The 25881-nt window shown below is 75.6% G+C and carries 14 protein-coding genes; 6 read left to right on the top strand and 8 right to left on the bottom strand.

What is annotated here, in order from left to right; all coding sequences use genetic code 11:
• Positions 1-205 precede the first annotated feature (205 nt).
• A complete protein-coding gene (locus ACFVUH_RS25380; RefSeq protein ID WP_387915491.1) occupies positions 206-1048 on the bottom strand; it encodes an alpha/beta fold hydrolase in 843 nt (280 codons plus the stop codon).
• A gap of 243 nt (positions 1049-1291) precedes the next feature.
• Between ACFVUH_RS25380 and ACFVUH_RS25375 the strand changes: the two genes are divergently transcribed.
• Entirely contained in the window at positions 1292-2854 is a 1563-nt protein-coding gene (locus ACFVUH_RS25375; RefSeq protein ID WP_387915490.1) for an SDR family oxidoreductase, read from the top strand.
• Here the strand turns inward: ACFVUH_RS25375 and ACFVUH_RS25370 are convergent.
• The 5 genes from ACFVUH_RS25370 to ACFVUH_RS25350 form a co-directional block, all read right to left on the bottom strand.
• Positions 2846-3370 carry a MarR family winged helix-turn-helix transcriptional regulator gene (locus ACFVUH_RS25370; protein ID WP_387915489.1) on the bottom strand — a complete coding sequence of 175 codons (525 nt, stop codon included), beginning with the start codon at positions 3368-3370 and terminating at the stop codon, positions 2846-2848. The two genes, ACFVUH_RS25375 and ACFVUH_RS25370, sit on opposite strands and share 9 nt — an antisense overlap.
• 92 nt (positions 3371-3462) lie before the next feature.
• Entirely contained in the window at positions 3463-5667 is a 2205-nt protein-coding gene (locus tag ACFVUH_RS25365; protein ID WP_387915488.1) for an MMPL family transporter, read from the bottom strand.
• Positions 5668-5728: 61 nt separating this feature from the next.
• Complete coding sequence (locus ACFVUH_RS25360; RefSeq protein WP_387915487.1) at positions 5729-6121, bottom strand: hypothetical protein; 393 nt, start codon at positions 6119-6121, stop codon at positions 5729-5731.
• A gap of 181 nt (positions 6122-6302) precedes the next feature.
• Positions 6303-6677 (bottom strand): hypothetical protein, encoded by a 375-nt coding sequence (locus ACFVUH_RS25355; protein ID WP_355359033.1) that lies wholly within the window; start codon positions 6675-6677, stop codon positions 6303-6305.
• 264 nt (positions 6678-6941) lie between these two features.
• Entirely contained in the window at positions 6942-10064 is a 3123-nt protein-coding gene (locus ACFVUH_RS25350) for a phosphocholine-specific phospholipase C (protein ID WP_387915486.1), read from the bottom strand.
• A 589-nt stretch (positions 10065-10653) separates the two neighbouring features.
• On the opposite strand from ACFVUH_RS25350, the gene ACFVUH_RS25345 reads away from it, so the two are divergent.
• The 3 genes from ACFVUH_RS25345 to ACFVUH_RS25335 all read left to right on the top strand — a co-directional run bounded on the left by ACFVUH_RS25345 (position 10654) and on the right by ACFVUH_RS25335 (position 22738).
• On the top strand, positions 10654-13779 hold the full coding sequence (locus ACFVUH_RS25345; protein WP_387915485.1) for an amino acid adenylation domain-containing protein: 3126 nt from the start codon (positions 10654-10656) through the stop codon (positions 13777-13779).
• Positions 13780-13937: 158 nt separating this feature from the next.
• A complete protein-coding gene (locus ACFVUH_RS25340; protein ID WP_387915484.1) occupies positions 13938-19547 on the top strand; it encodes an amino acid adenylation domain-containing protein in 5610 nt (1869 codons plus the stop codon).
• Positions 19544-22738 (top strand): amino acid adenylation domain-containing protein, encoded by a 3195-nt coding sequence (locus ACFVUH_RS25335; protein WP_387915483.1) that lies wholly within the window; start codon positions 19544-19546, stop codon positions 22736-22738. Before ACFVUH_RS25340 ends, ACFVUH_RS25335 begins: the two co-directional genes overlap by 4 nt.
• Here ACFVUH_RS25335 and ACFVUH_RS25330 read toward each other — a convergent pair whose 3' ends face one another.
• Positions 22739-23362, bottom strand: coding sequence for an SRPBCC family protein (locus ACFVUH_RS25330; protein WP_387915482.1), 624 nt, complete (start codon positions 23360-23362; stop codon positions 22739-22741). It abuts the gene before it with no gap.
• A gap of 94 nt (positions 23363-23456) precedes the next feature.
• On the opposite strand from ACFVUH_RS25330, the gene ACFVUH_RS25325 reads away from it, so the two are divergent.
• Both ACFVUH_RS25325 and ACFVUH_RS25320 read left to right on the top strand, forming a co-directional pair.
• Entirely contained in the window at positions 23457-24104 is a 648-nt protein-coding gene (locus ACFVUH_RS25325) for a TetR/AcrR family transcriptional regulator (protein ID WP_387915481.1), read from the top strand.
• 101 nt (positions 24105-24205) lie between these two features.
• The gene (locus ACFVUH_RS25320) at positions 24206-24745 is read left to right on the top strand and encodes a GNAT family N-acetyltransferase (protein WP_387915575.1); all 540 of its coding nucleotides are present in this window, start codon (positions 24206-24208) and stop codon (positions 24743-24745) included.
• A 9-nt stretch (positions 24746-24754) separates the two neighbouring features.
• Here the strand turns inward: ACFVUH_RS25320 and ACFVUH_RS25315 are convergent, their stop codons facing one another.
• Positions 24755-25726, bottom strand: a complete 972-nt coding sequence (locus tag ACFVUH_RS25315; protein ID WP_387915480.1) for a zinc-binding dehydrogenase — start codon at positions 25724-25726, stop codon at positions 24755-24757.
• Positions 25727-25881 lie beyond the last annotated feature (155 nt).

The following is a 25881-nucleotide window of genomic DNA, read 5'->3' as shown; positions in this document are numbered from 1 at the left end:
GATCCGCCAGGGGCCAAGGGGCTGAATCGACGGGACCAAGGACCTCCCCGCCCTACGCCGTTCAGACCCGGACCGCACCGGGCCGCCCCGCCCGCGCCCCGCCACCCGGGACGGCGCCACTACGCCGGACGGGCGACACCGGGCTGCACCGGCCTGCCGACCTGCTTGCCGGCCCTCCCGGTCACCCGCCGGGGCCGCCCGTCCGCTACCGGAGCGCGAGCATCGCCGCGGCGACCTCGCCGACCGCCGTGCCGGGGATCGCGGTGGCGGCCTCGTCGAGGACGAGCAGCCGTGCCCCGGGGATCTCGCGGGCGAGTGCTTCGCCGTTGCCGACGGGGAAGAACGGGTCGCGGCGGCCGTGGACGACGAGGGCGGGGGCCGCGATCTCCCGCAGGCGCTCGCGCCAGCGGGGCGCGCAGTCGAGCCCGGAGAACACCAGGCCCAGCTGGTTGGCCAGTTGGACCGGGGGCGTCGTGCCGGGCGTACGGTCCCAGACGCGCGCGGCGACGGCGCGGGCGGCGGCGGGGTCGTCGCCGCGGATCTCCGCGCCTGCGGCGGCAAACGCGGCAACCGCCTCGCGGTCGGCCCAGTCGGGCATCGGGCGCGCGAACAGCCGGCTCATCGTCGCCGGGTCGTGGTCGGGGAGGTCGTCGTCGACCGGGCCCGGGGCGACCGGCCGGGTACCGACCAGGGTGAGCGCCGAGAACGCGCCCGGGTGGTCGAGCACGGCCACCTGGGCGACCATCCCGCCGACGCCGATGCCCGCGAGGTGCGCGGGTCCCCCACCGAGCACGTCGACGAGGGCCGCCGCGTCCGCGGCGAGGTCGCGCAGGGTGTAGGCGGGCGCCTGCGGATCCGCCGCCGTCGACTCCCCGCTGTCGCGCAGGTCGTAGCGCACCACGCGGCGCCCGCCGGCGGCGAGCCGTTCGCAGAGCGCGTCGGGCCAGGAGAGCATCGTCGTCCCGCCCGCGAGCAGGACGAGGGGCGCGTCGTCGTCACCGAACGACTCGATGCCCAGGGTGATCCCCTTGGCGTTGACTGTGGTCATCGGCTCACCGGATTACGTCGTCGTTCAGGTGCGGCACGGTCGGCGCCGATCGTACCCTCCGGCGCGGCGGCGGCGTCGGCGGCCTGCGCCGGAGCACTGGCGACCACCGGCTGACGTGCGGGGCCAGGACGGCGGCGGCCGACGGTGCGGGTGCGAGTACGGCCCGGCGCGGAGATCATCGTGGCGACCGCCGAACACCGACCACCGACCCCGCCATCCACCACCCACCGCCCGGGAGCCACCGTGCCCGCTGCCGCCGACCCCGACCCCGACCCCGCTCGCCCACTGCGCTGCCTGGTCACCGGGGCCACCGGCTACATCGGCGGCCGGCTGGTGCCGGAGCTGCTGGCGGCCGGACACGGCGTCCGGTGCCTGGTCCGGGATCCGGACCGGCTGCGGGACCACCCGTGGCGCGAGCGGGTGGAGGCCGCCGCCGGGGACGTCACCCGCCCGGAGAGCCTGGACGGCGCCTTCGCCGGGATCGACGTCGCCTACTACCTGGTGCACGCCCTCGGGACCGGAGCCGGGTTCGAGGCCACCGACCGGGCCGCCGCCGCGGCGTTCGGACGGGCGGCGGCCCGGGCCGGGGTGCGCCGGATCGTCTACCTGGGCGGACTCGCCCCCGCCGGGGTTCCGACCGGGCGGCTCTCCCCGCACCTGCGCTCACGGGTCGAGGTCGGCCGGGTGCTGCGGGACAGCGGCGTGCCGACCGCCGAGCTGCGGGCCGCAGTGATCATCGGTTCGGGATCGGCCTCCTTCGAGATGCTCCGGTACCTCACCGAGCGCCTGCCGGTGATGGTGACCCCGCGCTGGGTGGACACCCGGATCCAGCCGATCGCCGTGCGGGACGTGCTGCGGCTGCTGGTCGGGGCCGCCGGCCTGCCGCCCGAGGTGAACCGCGCCTTCGACATCGGCGGACCGGAGGTGCTGACGTACCGGCGGATGATGGAGCGCTACGCGGCGGTGGCCGGGTTGCCGCGCCGGCTGATCCTCGCCGTCCCGGTCCTGACCCCTCGGCTCTCCAGCCTCTGGGTCGGCCTGGTGACGCCGGTGCCGGGGTCGCTCGCCCGTCCGCTGGTGGAGTCGCTGCGGTACGAGGTGGTGCGCGGCGAGCACGACCTCGACCGGTACCTGCCGGAGCCCCCGGGCGGCGGCATCGGCTTCGACTCGGCGGTGGGGCTCGCGCTGCGGAGGATCCGGGACGCCGACGTCGCCACCCGGTGGTCCTCCGCCTCGCTTCCCGGCGCCCCGAGCGACCCGCTGCCCACCGACCCGGACTGGGCCGGCGGCAGTCTCTACCAGGACGTCCGGGAGCTGCGGGTGGACGCCGATCCGAGGGCGCTGTGGCGGGTGGTGGAGGGGATCGGCGGCGAGAACGGCTGGTACTCCTTCCCGCTCGGCTGGGCCGTGCGCGGCTGGGTCGACCGGCTGGTCGGCGGTGTGGGGCTGCGCCGGGGGCGGCGGGACCCGGCGCGGCTGCGGGTCGGCGAGTCGCTGGACTTCTGGCGGGTGGAGGAGATCGAACCGGGGCGGCTGCTGCGGCTGCGCGCGGAGATGCGGCTGCCCGGCCCGGCCTGGCTGGAACTCACGGTCGCCCCGGACGGCACTGGCGGCAGCCGCTACCGGCAGCGGGCGCTGTTCCACCCGCGCGGGCTGGCCGGGCACGCCTACTGGTGGGCGGTGGCGCCGTTCCACGCCCTGGTGTTCGGCGGGATGGCCCGGCGGATCACCGAGCAGGCGGCGCGCGGACCGGGCGGCGGAGCGCCGCGCGATCCGGGCGGCGGGCCGGCGGCCGGCTCAGCGTGAGTGGCGCAGGTCCTCCAGCTCGCCGGTCATCCGGTCCAGGAAGCGGGCCACGGCGGCGAGTTCGCCGGGCGTGAACTCGGCGCGGACCGCCTCGGTGCGGCGGGCGACCGGCGCGAACCACTCGGCCGCCATCCGGCCGGCGCCGGGGAGGTAGTGCACCAGGACCAGCCGCCGGTCGGCCGCGTCCCGGGTACGGCGGACGTGCCCGGCACGCTCCAGGCGGTCCAGCACCGCGGTGACCGCGCCCGAGGAGAGGCCGAGCTCCTCGCCGAGCCGCCCGGGGGTGATCCCCGGGGGCGGGTCGGCGGGGCCGTCCTGGGCGCCGTGCGGCGTCGGACCGGCGCGCATGATCGCGAGCAGCGCCTGGACGTCGGTGGTGTGCAGACCGCTCGCGGCGGCGAAGCCGTGGCCGAGCAGGTTCATCTCGGAGGCGAGGTCCTGCAGCAGACGGCCGAGTTCCGGCGTACCGGAGCCCCGCGGTTCCCCCTGCTCCGCCTGTTCCGCCTGTTCCGCCAAGGCGTGTTCTCCGGTTGCGTGCGACGTCGGGCTAACCCGTTCAGCCTAACGGTGCCGTCCGCCGCCCGCCGCCGACTGCCCACCGCCCGCGCTCACACCCCCGGGCCGACCCGTTCACCCGAGGGCTCCGGCGCCGCGGGAACCGACCGCGGGACCGCCCGCCCGGTCCGGGCCGGCCACCAGACCCGGTCGCCGAGGTCCCGCACCAGGGCGGGCACCAGCAGTGAGCGCACCAGCAGGGTGTCCAGCAGCACCCCGAACGCCACGATGAAGGCGATCTGGGCGAGGAAGGCCAGCGGGATCACGCCCAGCGCGGCGAAGGTCGCGGCCAGCACCACGCCCGCCGAGGTGATCACCCCGCCGGTGGCGGTGAGCCCGCGCAGCACCCCCTCCCGGGTGCCGGAGCGCAAGGCCTCCTCGCGCACCCGGGTCATCAGGAAGATGTTGTAGTCGACCCCGAGCGCGACCAGGAACACGTACCCGTACAGCGGCACGGACGGGTCGACGGCGGAGAACCCGAAGACGTGCGGGAAGACCACCGCGCTCACGCCGAGCGTCGCCAGGTAGGAGAGCGCGACGGTGGCGGCCAGCAGCACCGGTGCGAGCAGCGAGCGCAGCAGCAGGACGAGCACGGCGAGCACGCACAGCAGCACCACCGGTGTGATCAGGGTGCGGTCGCGCGCGGCGGTGGTTCGGGTGTCCTCCTGCTGGGCGGTGTAGCCGCCGACCAGCGCGTCCGCGTCCGGGACGGCGTGCACGGCCTGCCGCAGCCGGTGGACGGTGGCGATCGCCTCGTCGCTGTCGGCCGGGTCGGTGAGCGTCGCCTCCAGCCGGACCCGGCCGTCGACGACCAGCGGCGCGCCGCCCGGTGCCCCGGCGGTGGTGGCGCGCACGCCGGCCACCCCGGGGACGGCGGCGACCGCCGCGGTCACGGCCTCGGAGCGGTCGGCGGCGGCGATCACCACCGCGGGGTTGCCGCTGCCGCCGGGGAAGTGCGCGGAGAGCATCCGCTGGCCGGCCGCCGAGGGCTGGGCCTTGACGAACAGTTCGCTCTGCGGCACGCCACCGGCGTCCAGGGTGGGCGCGAGCGCGGCCAGCGCCGCCAGCACGGCCAGGCTCGCCGCCCACAGGGCGCGCGGGCGGCGGGCGACCAGCGCCGCGGCCCGGCCCCAGACGGCGTGCACCGGGGCCCGGCCGTCGGCGGTGGGCCGGGCCGGCCAGTAGGCGGCGCGGCCGGCCAGCACCAGGGCGGCGGGCAGGAAGGTGAGCGCGGAGAGCACCGCGCAGCCGATGCCGATGGCGCCGACCGGGCCGAGCGCCCGGTTGTTGGTGAGGTCGGAGAGCAGCAGGACGAGCAGGCCGAGCGCGACGGTCGCGCCGGAGGCGGTGATCGGCTCGACGGACCGCCGCCAGGCGGTGCGCATCGCGGCGAACCGGTCGCCGTGCAGGTGCAGTTCCTCCCGGAAGCGGGCGCAGAGCAGCAGGCCGTAGTCGGTGGCGGCGCCGATGACGAGGATCGACAGCAGGCCCTGGACCTGGCCGTCGACGGTGACCAGGCCGTGGTCGGCGAGCAGGTAGACCAGGGCGCAGGCGATGCCGAGGGCGAAGACGGCGCCGAGGATCACCAGCAGGGGCAGCAGCACGGCGCGGTAGACGGCGAGCAGGATCAGCAGGACGACACCGAGCGCCACGCCGAGCAGCAGGCCGTCGATGCCGGCGAAGGCGCCGCCGAGGTCCGCGAGGATCGCGGCGGGTCCGGCGAGGCCGACGGTGCTGTCGGGGACGCGTTCGGCGAGGGCGCGGACCGCGCGCACGGTGTCGCCGGTCTCCCGGCCGAGGTCGGCGCGCAGTTGGACGACGCCCTGCAGGGCGTGGCCGTCGGCGGCGGGGAGGGCGGGCGAGACGCGTCCGGTGGCGCCGGGCAGCGCGGCGGCGGCGTGCAGGGCCTGTTCGGCGGCGGCGCGCCGGGTGTCGTCGACGGGGCCGGTGCGGCTCTCCCAGACGACGATCACCGGCAGGGCGTTCTCGGCCCGGAAGTCCGCGCCGAGCCGGGCGGCCTCGGTGGACTCGGCGCTGCGCGGCAGGAAGGCGGCCCGGTCATTGGTGGCGACCTCGCCGAGCCGGCCCGCGTAGGAGCCGAAGGCGCCGCCGAGGCCGAGCCAGACGACCAGCAGCGCGAGCGGGACGAGCAGCCGGGCGCGGCGCCGCCGGGCGGACGAAGCGGGTGCGGCGGATGAGGCGGACGAATCCGCCGGGGAGGCCGGTGGAGCGGCGGAGGCGGGACGGTCAGCGGGCATGGCGGGGCGCCCTCCGGGCTGGGGCGGGGTGGCGGACAGCCCGGATCATATCTCTCGACGGTCAAGAGACTTGACGGGTGGAGAGATTGCGGGGCCGCGCCAGGAGCCCGGCCACCGAGAGCGCGCCCCAGCCGACCGAGACGACGACCGCCATCACCCGGTGCCGCCGGGCGGGAAGGGCGGTGGCGAGCAGCGCGGCGTCGCCGAGGTCGGAGGCGATCCGGACGGCGGTGGCGGTGCGCAGCGCGGCGTCGTTCGGGGCGAGGGCCATGGCGAGGCCGCAGGCGGCGTCGCGCAGGGCGAGCGGGCGCAGGCAGGCGGCGACCGGGGCGGGCACCGAGCCGTCGGGGGCGGTGAGGCCGGAGGGGCGGGCGAGCAGTGCGGGCCGGCGGGCGACGGCGAGTCCGTAGACGGCGGTGGCGGCGCCGGTGAGGCGCAGCAGGGGCGAGTGCATGACGGCGGACCTCCGGGACGGGTCGGGGACGGCGGGTCAGGGACGGCGGGTCAGGGACGGCGGGTCAGGGACCGGGCCCAGTCTGGCGCCGTCCGGCCCGCGACACGCCGACGGCCCACCGGTGCGGGACCGGTGGGCCGTCGGCGGCTGCCCGCGGGGTGCCCGGGGCGTCACCGGGGCGTCAGGAGACGCGCTTGATCTGCCAGGCGTTGTTGTTGAGGCTCGGGACGGCCGAGTAGTTGCAGCTGCTGTTGTAGAACGAGGAGAGCTGCACCCAGCCGGCCGGCTGGTAGGTCGACGAACAGACGGTGAGCGTGGTGCCGATCGGCAGACCGGCGATCTGCTTGATCTGCTTCTTGTTCGGGCTGAAGGTCGACGAGCAGCTGATGTCGTTCCACCACTGGACGTCGACCCAGCCGGTCGGGGTGAGCTGGCTGGCGCAGACGTTCTGGGTGTCGCCGGGGGCGGCGTGCGCGAGGGTCGCGGTGGTCGTGGTCAGGGTCAGCGCGGCGGCGGCGCAGCCGATGGCCAGGGCGGCGGCACGAAGACGGGACACGGAGCGGCTCCTCTCCACGGCGCGGGCTCTCCGCGCCGGCTCCCATTCCTACCGGTGGGAACATGGACACGGACAGTGACTTTCCGGTCCGGTGCGCCGCCGTGCACGTCGCATTCGCACCCGTTGACAGTGCGCCGACACACTTGTTTCCGGCATATGCCGCGCCGGGAGGCGCGCTTGATCTGCCAGGGGTCGGACGCCCGGAAGCCCGTCCGCGCCCCCAGGGAACGGGGGCGCGGACGGGCCGGGCGGAATGGCGGGTCGTCAGCCGGTGATCGGCTTGACGTCCAGGCGGATGTGGTCGACGGCCCAGAACCAGTTGTTCCCGGCGTCGTACATCCGGAACTTCAGCGTCACGCTGCGCGCGCCCGCCGGGACGGCGAACCGCTTGGCGACGAAGGTGTTCTGGACGTCCTTGCCGGCGTTGTCGTTGCCGGTGGCGTCGGAGCTGTAGAACACCAGGCGGGTCTCGGTGCCGTTGTCGAACACCGCGGTGACCGCGGCCTTCTGCGGGGCCTCCTGCCGGTAGTGCGAGTCGAAGCCCAGGTACAGGGTGGTGGCGCCGTCCGGGACGGGCACGGCGGGCGAGACCAGGGTCGAGTCGAACACGCCCTTCTTGGACGGCGAGCCGGTGTCGTCCCAGTCGTCCGGGTCGGCGACGGCCAGGATGCCCAGGCCCCGGGTGAAGTTGCCGCGGTCCTGGCCGGCCGGGCTGGACCACTCGCGCTTGGTGTGGAAGGTCCAGCCCTGGAGGCGGGTGGTGCCCTGCGGCATGCCCGGCGCGTTGGCCACCGACCAGCCCTGCGGCGCCTGCGGCGTCCAGCCGAGGACGCCGCCGACCGGCTGGAGCGCGCCGGCCAGCGACTCGAAGTCCTCGCCGAGCAGGTGGCCGGCCATCACCGGCGCGGTGCGGGCGGCGAGCTCGCCGTCGGCGACGGCGAAGCGGTCGCCGGCCTGCGCCCGGGCGGTGACCAGGACGCGGTGGGTGGCGCCGTCCGGGAGCTGGGCGGGCGGGGTGACGTCCCACTCGGCGGTGGCGGTGGCCCCGGCGGCGAGCGCGGCGGGCGCGGCGGTGACGGCGGCGACCGTCCAGCCGGCCGGGACGACCGGCTGCGCCTCCAGCGCGGTCAGCGCGGTGGTGGCGGTGAAGCGGGCGGTGACCCGGGCCGGGCGGCCGGGCAGCAGGATCGCCTCGTCGATGGTGGTGGAGGCGGCCTTGAGGGCGACGTCCACGGCCAGCGGGTCGGCCAGGCCCATCGCCGGGTCGGTGAGCAGGTGCTCGCCGTCCCAGGGGAAGCGGCCGGCGATCCGGCGGCGGAAGCCCAGTTCGCCGCGGACGCCGACGGCGACGTCGTACCAGCCCTCGGGGCCGACCTTGACGTTGACGGTCCTGTCGTCGCCGGCCGCGACCCGGACCTCGCGCAGGCCGTCGCCGTAGGCGAGGTCGCCGACCAGGAAGGTCTGCGCGGTGCGCGAGCGGTTGATCACGTCCACCTCCAGCACCTTGCCGTCGTGCTCCTCGGAGAGCGAGATCTCGTAGGCCGCGTCGACGGTGCCGCGCAGGTGCCAGAGCGCGCCGTTGGGGCCGTGCACCCGCAGGTCGTAGCCGTCCTGGCCGACCGTCCAGACGTCGGAGAGCCGGGACTTGGCGCCGACGGTGTAGTGGCGCGGCGGGGTGCCGGGCTCCGGGTAGACCGCGAGGACGGCGCCCTGCTTGCCCTGGTTGATGAAGTCGATCGTCAGCTGGTCGCCCTTGAGGCGCGGCTTGACGACCAGGTCGTACGGGGCCGGGCGGGCGGCCCGGGTGCCGCGCTCCTGCCGCGGGAAGACCTGCGGGTCGGGCACGGTCGGCGCGGGGAGCCTGCCGGTGTCGGTCACCTTCTGCCGGTTGCCGCTGGTGTCCGGCAGCGCGGGCCAGCGCGGGTCGCGGCCGGAGAAGTCGAAGACGTTGGTGAGGTCGCCGCAGACCGAGCGCCGCCAGGGGCTGATGTTGGGCTCCTGGACGCCGAAGCGCTGCTCCAGGAAGCGCAGCACCGAGGTGTGGTCGTAGACGGTGGAGTCGACGACGCCGCCGCGGGTCCACGGCGAGACGACGACCATCGGCACCCGCACGCCCAGGCCCATCGGGTAGGGGCCGGAGACCAGGGTCTCGCCGGCGGGCAGGGTGTCGGACCAGGTGAGCGAGCCGTCGGCGGCCCTGACCCGGTACCTGCCGTCCTGGCCGACCACCCGGTGGTAGCTGGAGCCGCCCTTGCCCACCCGGACGACGACCTCGCCGTCGACCGGGACGGTGGACTTGCCGCGGCCGGTGGCCAGCGGCGGGACGGGCGGCAGCTGGTGGTCCATGAAGCCGCCGTGCTCGTCGTAGTTGAGGATGAAGACGGTCTTCTGCCACACCTCGGGCTTGGCCGCGAGCGCCGCCAGCAGCCGGGCCGTGAGGTGCTCGCCGTTCGGCGGGGCGTAGTTGGCGTGCTCGGAGAGCGCGGCGGGGGCGACGATCCAGGAGACCTGCGGGAGGGTGTCGGCCTGGACGTCGGCGGCGAAGGCCTCGACCAGGGCGTCGCCCATCGCGAAGGGGTCGTTCTTCTTGGCCGGGTCGCCGACGGCGCGCATGCCGCGCTCGTGGAGCGGCTCACCGGGCTTGGCCTTGACGAAGGGGGTGAACCAGGCGAGCGCGTTGTCGTCGAAGTTGTCCAGCGCCTGGTAGGTCCGCCAGCTGACGCCGGCCTTCTCCAGGCGCTCGGCGTAGGTGGTCCACTCGTAGCCGCCGGGGATCTCGGTGTTGTCGGTGACCGGGGTGTCCCGGACGGTGCCGCCGCTGGTGCCCGTCATGAAGTGGTCGCGGTTGGTGTTGGTGTTGCACTGCACCGACGCGTAGTAGGCGTCACAGGTGGTGAACACCGAGGCGAGCGCGTGGTAGAAGGGCATGTCGGCGCTCTCGTAGTAGCCCTGGCCGAGCCAGCCGCCGGAGCGGCGGGTGACCGAGCCGTCGGCGAGGCCGTCGTTCCAGGCCTTCATCGAGTCGACGAAGCCGAACGCGGGGGCGCCCTGCTGGTAGGCGTTGGTGTGGGCGGCGTTCATCGCGAAGGGCAGCAGGTAGCCCTCCTTGCGGCCGGGGTCGGGCTGGTGGAAGACCGACCGCCCGTTGACGCCGCGCACCGCCGTGCGGTCGCCGAAGCCGCGGACGCCGGCCTGGGTGCCGAAGTAGTGGTCGAAGGCGCGGTTCTCCTGCATGAACACCACGACGTGCTGGATGTCCGCCAGCCGGCCGGGGCGGGCCGGGGCGGCGAGCGCCTCGCGCACGCTGAGCGGCAGGGCGGACAGCACGGCGGCCGCCGCCGCGCCGCCGAGCAGGGTACGGCGCGACAGTTCGGGCTTCGGACTCATCGGGGGTGGCTCCTTGTACAAAGCGGGGGCGGTCGGACGCTTTGGTCCAGACCCGTTATGTGTACGGGCCCCAGGTGGACGGGAGCGGCGGGTTCGATGGCGCGCCAATGACGGACAGTGAACCCCGAGCTGTACAGACAACTTGCCCCACGCCGGCCTCCCCCTGCGACTCCCCCCGCGACACCCGCCGCCACGTCCGCCGGAGCACCTTCCGCGAGCCATTTGACAGCACCCCTTCAAATTCCCGGGAATGCCGGAAACAAAAGGTAGTTGACGAACCGTCGGCAGTCACCGGCCAGGTCGTGGACAACCCTTGACGAGGCATGGGGTCTGTGGAAATCTCTCGGCAGGTCCAGGCCAATGATCTTCGAACGGGGGAGAAGATCGAACCGCCTGACGCATCAGGGGGGAAATCCTGGGAGTCGGGTCCGGCCGGGCCCCGGCGTCCTGCCGACCGGTCCGCGGGGCGGACCGGCCGCCCTTCGGCAGTCGCGCCGTCCGACCGCGCCGTGCCGCGTCCGCGCCGCCACGGCCACCGCTCGGACGGGTGCCCCGCAGCTCCGTATCCGACTCCCGAATCGAGCACAGCATGTCCGAGTCCCCCAACCGGCCCGACCCCGCCACCGCCGCCGGGGAACCCGCGAGAACCACGGACGCCGCCGGGCCCGCCTCCCCCGCCCAGCACGGGATCTGGCTGACCGGCAGACTCACCCACGTCCCCGAGGTCTTCCACCTCGCGCTGCGCCTCACCTTCGACCGGATCGACACCGAGGCCCTGGCCCGCGCCGTCACCGCGACCGCCGCCCGGCACCCGGCACTCGGGTCCGCCCTGGTGGAGCGGGACGGCGTGGTCCACCTGATACCCGCCGCCCGGACGCCGGAGCTCACCGTCCTCGACACCGCCGCCGACAGCGGCGAGGCACTGGCCAAGCGGCTCGCCGAGGAACTCGCCCTGCCCTTCGACCTGGCCACCGGACCGCTCGCCCGGTTCGCCCTGCACCAGCGGCCGGACGGCGGCGCCGAACTGCTGGTGGTCGCCCACCACGCGGTCTTCGACGGGAACTCCAAGGACGTGCTCGCCGCCGACCTGGCCGCCGGGTACGCCGCCGCGCTCGCGGGCACGGCGCCCGCCGGAGCCGTCGCCGACGACGCCCCGCCGGTGCCCGACGCCGCCCTCGCCGCGTCGGCCGCCGCGTTCCACGGCCCCCGCTGGGCCGCCGCCACCGACCCGGTGCTGCCCGGCGGCCCTCGGGCCACCACCGACGCCGGCCCCGGCGAGGCCGTCGACTGGCGGCTCGACGGCCCGGGCCGGGACGCCCTCACGGACACCGCCCGGGAGGCCGGGGTCACCGTCTTCGAGTTCCTGCTCGCCGCCCTGCACGGCCTGCTGCGCCGCTACGGCGGCGAGGCCGTACCGGTCGCCGTCCCGTTCTCCACCCGCCGCCCCGGCCGGCACGAGGCGATCGGCCTGTTCGTCAACGAGCTGCCCGTGTACGCACCGGACGGCGCCGACGAGCGGACCCCGTTCGCCGAGTACGCCCGGGCCGTGCGCGCCGAGGTCCGGCTGGTCGCGGCCCACCGCGGTGTCCCGTTCGGCACCGCCGTGCCCGGGCTCACCCCGCGGGCCGGACTCGCCCCGGTCTCCTTCGGCTACCGCCGCCGCACCACCGCCGCCCCGCACTTCCCGGGCAGCAGCACCCGCGTCGACTGGACGGTCTTCCACCACGCCTCCCGCAACACCCTGCACCTGCAGGCCGTCGAGGACGCGGACGCGATCGACTTCTCCCTCCAGTACGACCCGGCCGTCCTCGCCCCGGCCGCCGCCCGGCGGATCGCCGGCCACCTCGCCACCCTGCTCGCCGCCGCCACCGCCGAGCCCGGCACGGCGCTGGGCGAGCTGCCGCTGCTCGACGCGGCCGAGCAGCGCCTCGTCACCACCGCCTGGAACGACACCGCCCGCGCCCACCCGGCCGCGCGCACCGTGCTCGACCTGGTCCGGGAGCAGGCCGCCGCCGCGCCGGACGCCCTCGCCGTGGTCGCCGGCGAGCAGCGGCTGACCTACCGCGAGCTGCTGCGGCGCGCCGAGCGGCTGGCCGGCGCGCTCACCGCGGCCGGCGTCGGCCGGGGCGACCTGGTCGGCCTGCACCTCGCCCGCACCGCCGACCTGCCGGCCGCCCTGCTCGCCGTGCACACCGTCGGCGCCGGCTACCTGCCGCTGGACCCCGGCTACCCGGCCGAGCGGCTGGCCTTCGTGCTCGCCGACTCGGGCGCCGCCCTGCTGCTGGCCGACCGCGAGCCGGCGCCCGAGGTGGCCGCCGCCGCCCCGGCGGTGCTCCGCTTCCCGGAGGCGGCGGACACGCCCGGACCGGCCGACACGCCCGCGCCGGCCGGCGCCACCCCCGGCCCGCTCGCCTACGTGCTCTACACCTCCGGCTCCACCGGCCGCCCCAAGGGCGTGGAGATCGGCCACCGGGCGCTGGTCAACCTGCTCGCCGCCTTCGCCGAGCGGCTGGGCTCCGGCCCCCGGGACGTCTGGCTCGGCCTCACCTCGCTCTCCTTCGACATCTCCGCCCTCGAGCTGCTGCTGCCGCTGACCACCGGCGGACGGCTGGTGCTGGCCCCGGACGGCCTGGCCGTGGACGGGCCGGGGCTGCTCGCCCTGGTCGAGCGCGAGGGCGTCACCCACGTCCAGGCCACCCCCTCGGGCTGGCGGGTCCTGCTCGGCGCCGGGCCGCTGCCCGCCGGGCTGACCGGCCTGGTCGGCGGCGAGGCCCTGCCGCTGCCGCTGGCCCGCCAGCTGCGGGCCGGCACCGAACGGCTGCTCAACGTCTACGGGCCGACCGAGACCACCATCTGGTCCACCTGCGCCGAACTCCCGGCCGCACCGGAGGCCGTCCGGATCGGCCGCCCGATCGCCAACACCCGCGCCTACGTCCTGGACGCCCGGCGCCGCCCGCTGCCCATCGGGGTGCCGGGCGAGCTGTACCTGGGCGGCGACGGGCTCGCCGAGGGCTACCTGGGCCGGCCCGAACTGACCGCCGAACGCTTCGTCGACGACCCGTTCGGCGCGCCCGGCGAGCGTCTCTACCGCACCGGTGACCTGGTCGCCTGGAGCCCCGAGGGCGAACTGGAGTTCCTCGGCCGGCTCGACGACCAGGTCAAGATCCGCGGCCACCGGATCGAGCTCGGCGAGATCGAGTCCGCGCTGCTGACCCACCCGGCGGTCGCCGAGGCCGCCGCCGCGGTGCACCGGGAGGAGGACGGCGAGGAGCCGTTCGTCGCCGGGTACCTCGTCCCGGCCGCCGGGAGCAGCGCCCCCGCCCCCGCCGAGCTGCGGGCCTTCCTCCAGCGCTCGCTGCCCGGCGCCGCCGTCCCGCAGCGCTTCCTGGTGCTCGACCGGCTGCCACTGACGCCCAACGGCAAGCTGGACCGGCGCGCGCTGCCCGTCCCCCCGGTCGAGGCCGCCGCCGCGCCGGCCGACGCCCAGGACCGGGACGAGGTGCTCACCGCCGTCCTCGGGATCTGGTCCGAGGTGCTGCGGCTGCCCGACCTCGGGCCCGAGGAGGACCTCTTCGAGCTCGGCGGGCACTCCCTGACGATCATCCAGATCACCGCCAGGATCCGCGACCTGCTCGGCGTCGAGCTGGACTTCGACGTCTTCTTCGCCACTCCGACCCCGGTCGGCATCGCCGCGGCCGTCCGCGAACTCCGCTGACCCCCGGGCGGCGCGGTCCCCCGCGCCGCCCCGCAGCCGCTCCCCGTCTCCCTCCCTGCGCCCTCGCCTCCCCTCCCCCCGCGGTGGCCCGGCCGTGCGGCGACCCCGCCCGATGGCCCGACGCCCACCGCCCCGACGTGCGCCGAATGGAACACCCGATGACCGACCTCCAGGACCCCGCCCCCGGGCTGTCCGCGACCAAGCGTGCGCTGCTCGCCCAGCGGCTGCGCGCCGCCGCGGCCGGCTCCGCGGACGCCACCGGACCCGCCCCCGCGAGCACCGTCCCCGCCCGGCCCCCGGGCACCGCGGTACCGCTCTCCAGCGGCCAGGAACGGCTCTGGTTCATGGACCAGTTCGCCCCCGGCTCCACCGCCTGGACGCTCGCCCCGGCCCGCCGGCTGCGCGGTCCGCTCGACCGCACCGCGCTGGACGCCGCCCTCACCGCGCTGCTCGCCCGGCACGAGGCGCTGCGGATGACCTTCCCCGCCACGCCCGAGGGCACCGCGTCGGTCCGGATCGCCGAACCGGCCCCGTCTGCGGCCGAGTTCGTCGACGCCTCCGCCGACCCGGACCCGGCCGCCCGCGCCGCCCGGGAGCTCGGCGAGCGGGTCGCGGAGCCCTTCGACCTGGCCGCCGGCCCGCTGCTGCGCGCCCTGCTGGTGCGCACCGCCCCCGACGAGCACGTGCTCGCCCTGGTCATGCACCACATCGTCAGCGACGGCTGGTCGCTCGACCTGCTGCACCGCGAGCTCGACGCGCTGTACGCCCGGCACGCCCACGGCACGCCCGACCAACTCCCCGAGCTTCCGGTGCAGTTCGGCGACTACGCGCTCTGGCAGCGGGACCGGCTGGCCGGTGAGGCGCTGGCCGCCTCCCGCGCGCACTGGCGCGAGGAACTGCGCGACGTCCCCGCCCTGGAGCTGCCCACCGACCGCCCCCGGCCACCGGTGCTGACCTTCGAGGGCGCCGCCACCGAGTTCCACTGGAGCCCCGAACTCGGCCGGGGCGTCGCCGCCCTGGCGCGCGCCTCGAACGCCTCCGGGTACATGGTGCTGATGGCCGCGCTGCAGACCCTGCTCGGCCGGCACGCCGGACAGCGGGACTTCGCGATCGGATCGGCCGTCGCCGGCCGCCTGCACCGCGAACTCGAGGGCGTGGTCGGCCTGTTCGTCAACATGTTGCCGATCCGGGCCCGGCTGGAGGGCGACCCCTCCTTCACCGAACTGCTGCGCCGGGTGCGCGGCACGACGCTCGACGCGTACACCCACCAGGAGGTGCCGTTCGAGCAGATGGTCGCCGACCTGGACATCGAGCGCGACGTCAGCCGCTCCGCCGTCTTCCAGGTCAGCTTCGCCTTCCAGAACTACGGCGACCGCAGCGCCACCACCTCCGCCGGTCCGGACGGCTCCCCCGGCGCGCCGGCCGCCGAGAGCTTCGGGCACGAGGCCGCCACCACCCGCACCGACCTCGCCTTCTACCTGCGGGAGAAGTCCGACGGCGGCCTGTACGGCCTGCTCACCTACCGCACCGACCTGTTCGACGCCGCCACCGTACGGCAACTGGTCGAGCGCTTCGAACTGCTGGTCGCGGCGGCGGTGGCCGACCCGGAACGGCCGGTCTCCCGACTGCCGCTGCTCACCCCCGGCGAGCGGCGGGACGTCCTGGAGCGGTGGGCCGCCGGACCGGCGCTGCCCGACCCGGCCGACGGCCCGCGCACCCTCACCGCCCTGCTCACCGACACCGCGCGCGCCCACCCGGACCGCCCGGCCCTGGAGTTCGAGGGCCGCACCGTCGACTACCGCGAGCTGGACGAGCGCGCCACCGGCCTGGCCCGGCGGCTGCGGGCGCTCGGCGTCGGACCGGACGACCGGGTCGCGGTCTGCCTGGAGCAGTCGCCCGAACTGGCCGTCGCCCTGGTCGGCGTGCTGAAGGCCGGTGGCGCCTACCTGCCGCTGGACCCGGAGCAGCCGCCCGCCCGCCTCGCCCACCTGGTCGCCGACGCCGACGTGCGGGTGCTGCTCACCGACTCGGCGCTGTACGAGCGCTTCCCCGGCCACCGGGGCGCCACGCTGCTGCTGGACACCGATCCGGCGCAACGCGACCCCGAGCCGCTGGAGGAGACCTCGGGCCCCGAGCAGCTGGCCTACGTGATCTACACCTCCGGCTCCACCGGCACCCCCAAGGGCGTCGCCGTCCAGCACCGGCAGATCCTCAACTACCTGGCCGGGGTGCGCGAACGGCTGCGGATCGAACCGGGCGCCGGCTACGGGCTGCTGCAGTCGCTCTCCTTCGACTTCAGCATCACCATGCTCTACCTGGCACTGAGCACCGGCGGCCGGGTCCACCTGCTGCCGCGCCGCATCGCCGGGGCCGAACTGGCCGAGCGCATCGAGGAGCTGAAGCTCGACTACCTCAAGATGACGCCCTCCCACCTGGCCGCGCTCGGTTCCGACGCCCCGATGGAGCGGCTGCTGCCGCGCCGGGCGCTGGTGCTCGGCGGCGAGGCCTCGGCCTGGCCGTGGGCCGCCGAACTCGCCGCCCTCGGCCGGTGCGCGGTCTTCAACCACTACGGCCCCACCGAGGCCACCGTCGGCGTGACCGTGCACGAGGTCACCGCCGAGGCCGCCGGCCCCGGCAGCACCCCGATCGGCACCCCGCTCGCCGGGGCCCGCTGCCACGTCCTCGACGAGGCGATGCAGCCGGTGCCGCCCGGCGTCACCGGCGAGCTGTACCTCGGCGGCGACCGGCTGGCCCGCGGCTACCTGGGCCGCCCCGACCTGACCGCCGAACGCTTCCTCGACGACCCGTTCGGCGCGCCCGGCGACCGGCTCTACCGCACCGGCGACCTGGCCCGCTGGCGCACCGACGGCACGCTCGACTACCTGGGCCGGGCCGACGACCAGATCAAGGTGCGCGGCTACCGGGTCGAGCCGGGCGAGGTCGAGGCCGCCCTGACCGCCCTGCCCGGCATCACCCAGGCCGTCGTCATGGCGCGCGGCGAGGGGCTGCGGCAGACCCTGGTCGCCTACCTGGAGCACCCCGGCGACGGCCCCGCCCCGGCCGCGGCCGAGCTGCGCGAGGCCCTCGGCGAGGTGCTGCCCGACTACATGGTCCCGGCCCGCTTCGTGGTGCTGGAGCGGCTGCCGCTGCTGGCCCACGGAAAGGTCGACCGGCGCAACCTGCCCGAGCCCGAGGAGCCCGCCGCGAGCGGCGAGTTCGTCGAACCCGAGGGCGAGGCCGAGGAGTTCGTCGCCACCCTGTGGGCGGAGCTGCTGGGCGTGCCCCGGGTCGGCGCCCTGGACGACTTCTTCGAACTCGGCGGGCACTCCCTGCTGGCCACCCAGGTGGTCGCCAAGCTGCGCCGGGCCTACCCCGAACTCCCCACCCCCGTCGGGGTGATGGACCTCTTCAAGTACCCCACCGTGCGACGGCTGGCCGCGCTGGTCAGCGACCCGCACGCCGACCGGGGCCCGCGCAGCCTGCTGCACCTGCTCACCCCGCCCGGCCGCAAGGTCGGCGCGAGCCTGGTCTGCGCCCCGTACGGCGGCGGCAGCGCGCTCATCTACAAGCCGCTCGCCGACGCCCTGCCCGCCGACTGGGCCCTGCACTCGCTCGCCGTCCCCGGCCACGAGCTGGGCGAGGAGGCGATGGACGTCGACGAGGTCGCGGCCGGCTGCGCCCAGGAGATCCTGGACAACGTCGAGGGCCGGATCGTGCTGTACGGCCACTGCGGCGTCGGCGTCCGGCTGGCCGTCGAGATCGCCCGGCGGGTCGAGGCCGCGGGCCGCGAGATCGACGCCGTCCACCTCGGCGGCATCTTCCCCTTCGCCCGGCCGCGCGGGCGCGGCGCCGCCGTCGGCGAGTGGTGGGCCCGCACCGCCGACCGGCTGCGCAGCGACCAGGGCATGATCAACGCCCTGGCGGCGGCGGGCCTGGAGACCGACGAGGTCGGCACCGAGCAGCTGCGGCTGATGGTCGCCAACCGTCGGACCGGCACCCGGGAGGCCGAGCAGTACTTCACCCGGCTGTTCGAGATCGAGGACGGCCGGATCGCCGCCCCGGTGTACGCGGTCTGCGGCACCCAGGACCCGGCCACCGAGTTCTACGAGGAGCGGTACCGCGAATGGCACCGGCTCAGCGACACCACCGGTGTGGTGGTGCTCGACGAGGCGGGCCACTTCTACCTCAAGTACCGGGCCGCCGAGCTGGCCGAGATCCTGACCACCGTGCACCGCTCGGTGGCGGAGGGCGAGGAGGAGCGGCACGGGCGCACCGAGGGCGCCACCTGGTGGCTGGCCGGGCTCTCCCGGTCCGGGGACGCCGCCGAGGCCGCTTCGGCGGCCACCCGGACGGTGCGGCCGACCATGCGCCGCTTCCTCGGCGTCGCGGCCGGCCAGCAGATCTCGATGATCGGCTCGGCGCTCACCGAGTTCGCCCTGCCGGTGTGGATCTACCTGACCACCGGTTCGCTCGCCCAGTTCGGCCTGCTGGCCGCCTGCGGCCTGGTCCCCGGCATCCTCACCGCGCCGGTCGCGGGCGCCCTGGTGGACCGCGGCGACCGGCGCCGGATCATGCTCTACGGCGACGTCGCGGCGGGCCTGACCCAGGCGGTGATGCTGCTGCTGTACCTCACCGACTCACTGGAGATCTGGCACGCCTACGTGCTGATCGCGGTGCTGTCGACGGCGCTGACCTTCCAGCGGCTGGCCTGGAACTCGGCCGTGCCCCAGCTCGTCCCGAAGCGCTTCCTCGGCCGGGCCAACGGCGTCGTCCAGATGGCCTTCGGCCTCGCCCAGTTCCTGGTGCCGCTGTTCGCGGTCGGTCTGCTCGCCGCGCTCGGCCTCGGCGGCATCCTCGTGATGGACGTCGCCAGCTATGTGATCGCCACCGGTGTCACGCTGGCCGTGCGCTTCCCCGACGTGATGGCCGCGCGGCGCCGCGAGAGCGTGACCGCCGAGATCCGGGCCGGCTTCCGGCGGGCGCTCGGCAGCCGGCACTTCCGGGCGATGCTGCTCTTCTTCGCGGTGCTCAACATCTTCCTGTCGCCGCTGTTCCTGCTCACCACCCCGCTGGTGCTCTCCTTCGCCCCGCTCGCGGCCGCGGGCTGGGTCTCGGTCGCGGCCGGGCTCGGCGCCGTGCTCGGCGGTCTGACCCTGCTGGTCTGGGGCGGGCCGCGCCGGCTGCGGCTGCGCGGCGTCCTCTTCTCGACCCTCGGCCTGGCCGCCGCCTGCCTGGTGACCGGCCTGCGCCCGAGCGTCTGGCCGGTGGCGCTCGGCGCCTTCGGCATGGCGTACGGGCTCGGACTGGTCAACGGCGTCTACGCGACGATCGTGCAGACCAAGGTGCCGCTGCGCTTCCACGGCCGGGTGATCGCGGTCAACACCATGGTCGCCTGGTCCACCCTTCCGGTCGGTTTCGCCCTCGTCGCGCCCCTCGGACCGCGCCTGGTCCAGCCGCTGATCGACGAGGACGGCGCGCTGGCCGGCACCGTCGGCCGACTGATCGGCACCGGCGAGGGCCGCGGCATCGGCCTGCTCTACCTGCTGTTCGGCCTCGCCATGGCGCTGCTGGTGGCCGTCTGCCTGGCGGTCCCCGCACTGCGCCACTTCGACCGCGACGTCCCCGACGCCGAGCCCGACGACCTGGTGGGCCTGGCCGCCCTCTCCGCCCGCACCGGGGCCGTTCCCCCGTCCGAGACCCCCTCCGCCGAACCCGCCGCATCCGCCGCGTCCGCGCGCCGTACCGGAACCGAGGCCGCCGTCCGATGACCACCACCGACCGCAGCACCACCAACCGCAGCACCACCGACCGGACCGCCGGCGCCGCCCGCCCCGCCGAGGCCGTCCACCCGCTCACCGAGGAACAGCGCCGGCTCTGGTTCCTGCAGCAGCTGCGCCCCGCCGACGCCGGCTTCAACATGTACCTGTGCCGCCGGTGGAGCGGCCCGCTGGACGTCTCCGCGCTGCGCACCGCGCTGGAGCGGCTGACGGCCCGGCACGAACCGCTGCGCACCCGCTTCGCCCTGGACGGCGAGGCGCCCGTCCAGCTGGTCGAACCGCCCGCGCCCGTCCCGCTGGAGCAGCTCGCGCTCGCCCCCGGCGCCGCCGAGCAGGACTTCACCGAGGCCTGCCGCCCGGCCGTCAACGCGCCCTTCGACCTCGCCGGGCGCCCGCCGCTGCGCGCCGTCCTGGTCTCCGCCGGGCCGGAGGAGCACGCGTTCGCGCTGGTCGTCCACCACATCGTCTCGGACGGCTGGTCGTTCAAGGTCCTCTGGCGCGAACTGCTCGCGCTGTACCGGGAGGCGCTCGGCGAGGCACCGGCCGAGCTGGCACCGCTCGCCCTGTCCTACGGCGACGTCGCGCGCGCCGAGCAGGAGCGCGCGGCGGCGGGCGGCGCCGAGGCGGCCTTCCGCTACTGGGCGGAGAAGCTGGCCGGCACCGGTCGGCTGCGGCTGCCGCTGGACCACCCCCGCCCGGCCGAGCCCCGGCACCCGGCGGGCTTCGCCACGGTGGCGCTGGACCCGGAGCTGACGGCCGCCCTGGACGCGCTGGCCCGGCGCGAGCGCTGCACCCCGTTCATGGTGCTGCTCGCCGCCTACCAGTGCGTGCTGGCCCGCTGGACCGGTAGCACCGACTTCGTGGTCGGCACCCCGCTCGCGGGCCGCACCGAGGCGGCGCAGGAGGCGCTGGTCGGCTACTTCGCCCGCACCGGCGTGCTGCGCGCCGACCTCACCGGCGAGCCCGGCTTCCGCACCGTGCTGCACCGCGTCCGCACCGCCACCCTGGGCGCCCTGAGCCACCAGGACGTCCCGCTGGAGCGGCTCGCCGTCCATCTGGACCTGCCCGCCGAGGCCGGTGCGGCGCCGCTCTACCAGGCGGTGTTCGTCCACCAGAGCCAGTACGACCTGACCGGGGAGGACGGCGGCGCGCCGCTGCCCGCCGGGGTGCGCACGGCCTCCATGGACTCCGGCTTCGAACGCGCCAAGACCGATCTGCTGCTGGACAGCTGGCGCACCCCCGACGGCGGGCTGACGCTCTCGTTCTGCTTCGACCGGGAGGTCCTCGACCCGGCGACGGTGGCCGCGCTCGGCACCCGCTGCCGCGCGCTGCTGGCCGCCGTGGTCGAGGACGTCGAGGTGCCGCTGCACGGCGAGTGGCTGATCGGCGCCGAGGAGCGCGCCGAGCTGCTCGCCCTGGGCGCGGGTCCCGTGGCCGCTTCCGCCGCCCGCCCCGTGCTCACCCGCTTCGCCGAGCGGGCCGCCGCCACCCCGGACGCGCCCGCCCTGGAGTGCGAGGGCGAGATGCTCTCGTACGCCGAGCTCGACCGCCGCTCCGGCGAACTGGCCGAACGGCTCGGCCCGGTCGCAGGACAGCTGGTGGCCGTCCGGCTGGCGCCCTCCTTCGAACTGGTGACGGCCCTGCTGGCGATCTGGAAGGCCGGCGCCGGCTACCTGCCGCTCGACCCGGCCCACCCGGAGGAGCGGCGGCGCCTGATGGTCCGCGAGTCCGGCGCCGTCCTGCTGCTGACGGACGAGGACGGCGAGGGACTGCGGCTCGTGCCCGCCGCCGATCCGGTGGCGTCCGAGGAGCGGGCGGACCTCGCCTACGTGCTCTACACCTCCGGCTCCACCGGCACCCCCAAGGCGGTGACCGTCGACCAGACCGCGCTGGCCGCCCGCGTCGACTGGATGGCCGGCCCGGACGGCTACCGCCTCGCGCCCGGCGACCGGATCGTCCAGTTCGCCTCGATCGGCTTCGACACCCACGCCGAGGAGCTGTGGCCCGCCCTCGCCACCGGCGCCTGCGTGGTGCTGCTGCCCGGCGGCGGCCGCACCCTGCCGGAGCTGCTGCGCGGCCCGCACGGCCCGTCCGTCACCGTGCTTGACCTGCCGACCGCCTACTGGGAGGAGCTGGTCTCGCACGACGAGCGCACCCCCTGGCCCGCCGCCCTGCGGCTGGTGGTGCTCGGCGGCTCCGAGGTCCGCGCCGACGCCGTCGCCCGCTGGCGGGACCGGCACGGCGACACCGTCCGGCTGGTCAACACCTACGGGCCGACCGAGGCCACCGTCATCGTCACCGCCGCCGACCTCGGCGCCCCGGACGCCGGGCGCCGCCCGCCGCTGGGCCGCCCGCTGCCGGGCGTGCGGCTGTACGTGCTGGACGAGCGCGGCGCCCTGCTGCCGCGCGGCTCGGAGGGCGAGCTGCACGTCGGCGGCGCCGGCCTGGCCCGCGGCTACCTGGGCCGCCCCGACCTGACCGCGGCGGCGTTCGTGCCGGACCCGTTCGCCGGCGGGACGATGTACCGCACCGGCGACCGCGCCCGCTGGCGCACCGACGGGAGCCTGGACTACCTCGGCCGCGCCGACGAGCAGGTCAAGCTGCGCGGCTACCGGATCGAACCGGCCGAGATCGAGGCGGCCCTGACCGGCCGTCCGGACGTGCTGCGGGCCGCCGCCGTGGTGCTCGGCGGGCGCCGCCTGGTCGCGTACGCCGTCCCGGCGCCCGGCGCCGAGCCCGACCCGGCCGCCCTGCGCGAGCACCTCGCCGTGCGGCTGCCGGCCTACCTCGTCCCGGACACCGTCGTCCTGCTCGACACCCTCCCGCTGACCCTCAACGGGAAGCTGGACACAGCGGCCCTGCCCGAACCGGACCAGGCCTCCGCCCGCCCGTACGTGGCCCCGCGGACCGACGCCGAGCAACTGGTCACCCAGCTGTGGCAGGAGGTCCTGGGGGTGCCCCGGGTGGGGGCCCTCGACGACTTCTTCGAACTCGGCGGGGACTCGCTGCTGGTCACCCGGGTGGTGGCCCGGATCCGGGCGGGCGTCGGCCTGGACGTCCCGATCCGCGACGCGTTCGAGCTGTCCACGGCCGCCGCGCTCGCGGCCCGCGTCGAGGAACTCCTCATCGCGGAGATCGAGGCCCTGAGCGAGGACGAGGCCGCCGACCGCCTCGGCGGCTGATCACGGCCGGGGCGCGGGCGTCCACCCGGACGCCTGCGCCCCGGTGGCGGCCCTGAGGTCGGCCAGCCAGCCGTCCAGGCCCGCCTTGAGGATCGCGGTCGCCACCGGCACATCGGCGTCCACCTGCGGCCCGGTGTGGGTCTCCTCGGTGCTGACCTTCACACCGCCCTTCACCTCGGTGAAGTTCCAGACGTGCACGCCGTCGATGTGCACCCCCTCCCCGACCGCCGGACCGGTCCAGCGGATGCACACACCCTGCTTGACCTGCCGCACGGTCGACGTGATGTCCAGGCTGGTCGCCGGGACCCCGGTCCCGGGCGGCACCGGCGTCGTCCAGTGGAACGCCGACCCGGCCCGGAAGGGGCCGTGGTCGAGGCGCTCGGCGCTGGTGACCGGCGGCTGCCAGGACGGCCAGCGGTCCACATCCGTCTGGAGCTTCCAGATCACGTCCAGCGGCGCGTCGATCACCGCCTCCGTCCGGTACCTCACCTGCGCGCCGGGGTCGACCCCCGCGCCCCGGCAGGTCAGCCCCTCGGCGGGCTGCGCCCCGGCGGGCACGGCGGCGCCGACGAGGATCCCGACGACCAGCGGGACCGTGATCGCGGCGGCTCGGATTCCCGTCATGACATGTCCTCCCTCTAGAACCAATCACTTCCGTGACAAGTTCTAACCGCTTCTTTCCCGGACAGTCAATAGCTTCCGTGATAGCTTCTAACCCATGGCGAAGAGCGACCCCACCACCCCCCGCGAGCGCTACCGCGCCCAGGTCCGCGCCGAGGTCATGGAACGCGCCTGGGAACAGATCGCCACGGCGGGCGCCTCCGCGCTCTCCCTCAACGCCATCGCCAAGCAGATGGGCCTGAGCGGCCCCGCCCTCTACCGCTACTTCGCCAACCGCGACGAGCTGATCACCGAACTCGTCCGCGAGGCCTACCGCAGCCTCGCCGACACCCTCGCCGCAGCCGCCGCCGACGGCGCCGACCTGGCCGGCCTCGCCCACGCCCTGCGCACCTGGGCCCTCACCGACCCCCAGCGCTACCTGCTGGTCTACGGCACCCCGATCCCCGGCTACCAGGCCCCCGAGGACACCACCGCCATCTCCCAGGAGATCGCCACCACCCTCCTGGACGCCTGCGCCGCCGCCCTCCCCTCGGCCACCCCCGTCTCCCCCCTCGGCACCCACCTCGCCGAGCACCGCGCGTGGGCCGCCGACCACCCCGCCCCACCCGAGGCGCTCGCCCTCTTCCTCACCCTCTGGACCCGCCTCCACGGCGTCCTGTCGCTGGAGCTCGCCGGCCACTTCACCGGCATGCAGTTCGACCCCGAGACCCTCTTCGACGCCGAACTCGCCGCCCTGCTGCCCTGACGTATTGGCGCAGACTGAGGACGGCACGCCTGCCGGTGAGCCGGAAACACATCTCACGCCTGGAGCCTGCCATCGACACCGGGACTGACCCGATCATCTGGATCCGCGACGGCGGCTGCGGCCTCGGGCCCTATCGTGCCGATCTCGTCGAGACGTACTGGCGCTGGGAGCAGCATCCGGCCTCACTGGTCGGGTACGGGCGGCAGCAGCCGGAGTCGTTGGAGGCCCGTGCGGAGGGGATGGCGCGGCAACTCCTCGGCGACAACATCCGGTTCACCGTCTACGAGCTCACGGGCGACGCCGACGCCGTGCCGGTCGGCGTCGCCACGCTTCTACCGGATTCCGCTGTCCGGACGGCCGAGTACGTGGTGATGGTGGCCCCGGAGCTGCGGGGGCGGGGGCTGGGGACGGCGGCGACGCGGCTGGTGCTGGACTACGCGTTCCACATCGCCAATCTGCGGATGGTCTGGCTGAAGGTGCTGGCGCCCAACCGGCCGGCTGTCCGCGCGTACGAGAAGGCGGGGTTCCGGACGGTCGGGGCGCTGCGGGAGGCCGGGTACTGGCTCGGGCAGGTCTGTGACGAGGTGGTGATGGACGCCCTCGCCACGGAGTTCACCGGACCTTCGGTGGTCACCGGGTAGCTCAGGTCCTCACACCAGCACCAAGGTCTTGCCGAGGGCGGTGCGTTGCTCGATGGCGGCGTGGGCGTCGGCGGCGCGGTCCAGGGGGAAGGTCTGGCCGATGAGGGGCCGGACCCGACCTGCTGCCGCTTCAGCCATGATCTCGCGGGCCCAGCGGTTGACGTGGGCGCCGAAGCCGAAGAGCTGGTCGATGCCGATGACTTCCACGCCCGCGCGGCGCGCGACCGCCGGATCGATGGAGGTGGCCGCTCCGCTCGCGGCGCCGTGGACGGAGAAGCGTCCGCCCCGGGCCGTCACCGCGAACGCCGCCCGGCCGATGTCGCCGCCGACCCCGTCGAACACCACGTCCGCGCCGGCACCGGCGGTGAGGGCGCGCACTTCGCCCGTCCAGTCGGGTGCGCGGTAGTCGACTGCGGCGTCGGCGCCCAGCTCGCGGACGACGTCGAGCTTCCGTGCGCTTCCGGCAGCGCCGATCACCCGGGCGCCGGCGGCGCGGGCGAGTTGAACGAGGAGGCTGCCCACCCCGCCCGCCGCGGCTTCCACCAGGACCCAGTCCCCAGGACGGATCCGGGCGTATTCGACCAGCCCCTGCGCCGTGCTGCCGTCGCTGTAGAGCGCCACCGCCTCGGGCAGGCCCAGGCCGTCCGGCGCCGGGAAGAGCGCCTCGACCGAGCCCACCGCCCGCTCGGCGAAGCCGCCGGTCTCCCCGGTCCACGCGAGGACCCGCCGCCCCAGCCAGGCCTGGTCCACCCCGGGACCGACCACGTCCACCCGGCCGGCGACCAGGCCACCCGGCACGTACGGCAGCACCGGCGGCTCGTGCCAGGGATCGGTGCCCCGCCTGATCTGCGTCTCGATGAACGTCAGCCCGGCCACTTCCACCGCCACCACGACCTGCCCCGGCCCCGCCACCGGATCCGGCACCTCCCCGAGGACCAGTTCCTCGGGCCCTCCGAAACGGTGTACCTGTACGGCGCGCATGCTGCGTACCCCCTGCTCGTGTGTCAGTGCGAACAGCCCGATCGTGCAAGATCAACCCGACTTGAGGTCAAGCGCGTTCGGCACTGTTCAGGAACTTGATCAGTCGTGCTTCCGAACGTAGAAGCCGCTCACGCTGCTCAGGGGGCAGAGGGGCA

The sequence above is a fragment of the Kitasatospora sp. NPDC058032 genome, from assembly GCF_042885845.1.
GTDB lineage: Bacteria > Actinomycetota > Actinomycetes > Streptomycetales > Streptomycetaceae > Kitasatospora.
The sequence above is the reverse complement of the archived record's forward strand: the minus strand, read 5'-3'. Positions and strand labels throughout refer to the sequence as shown.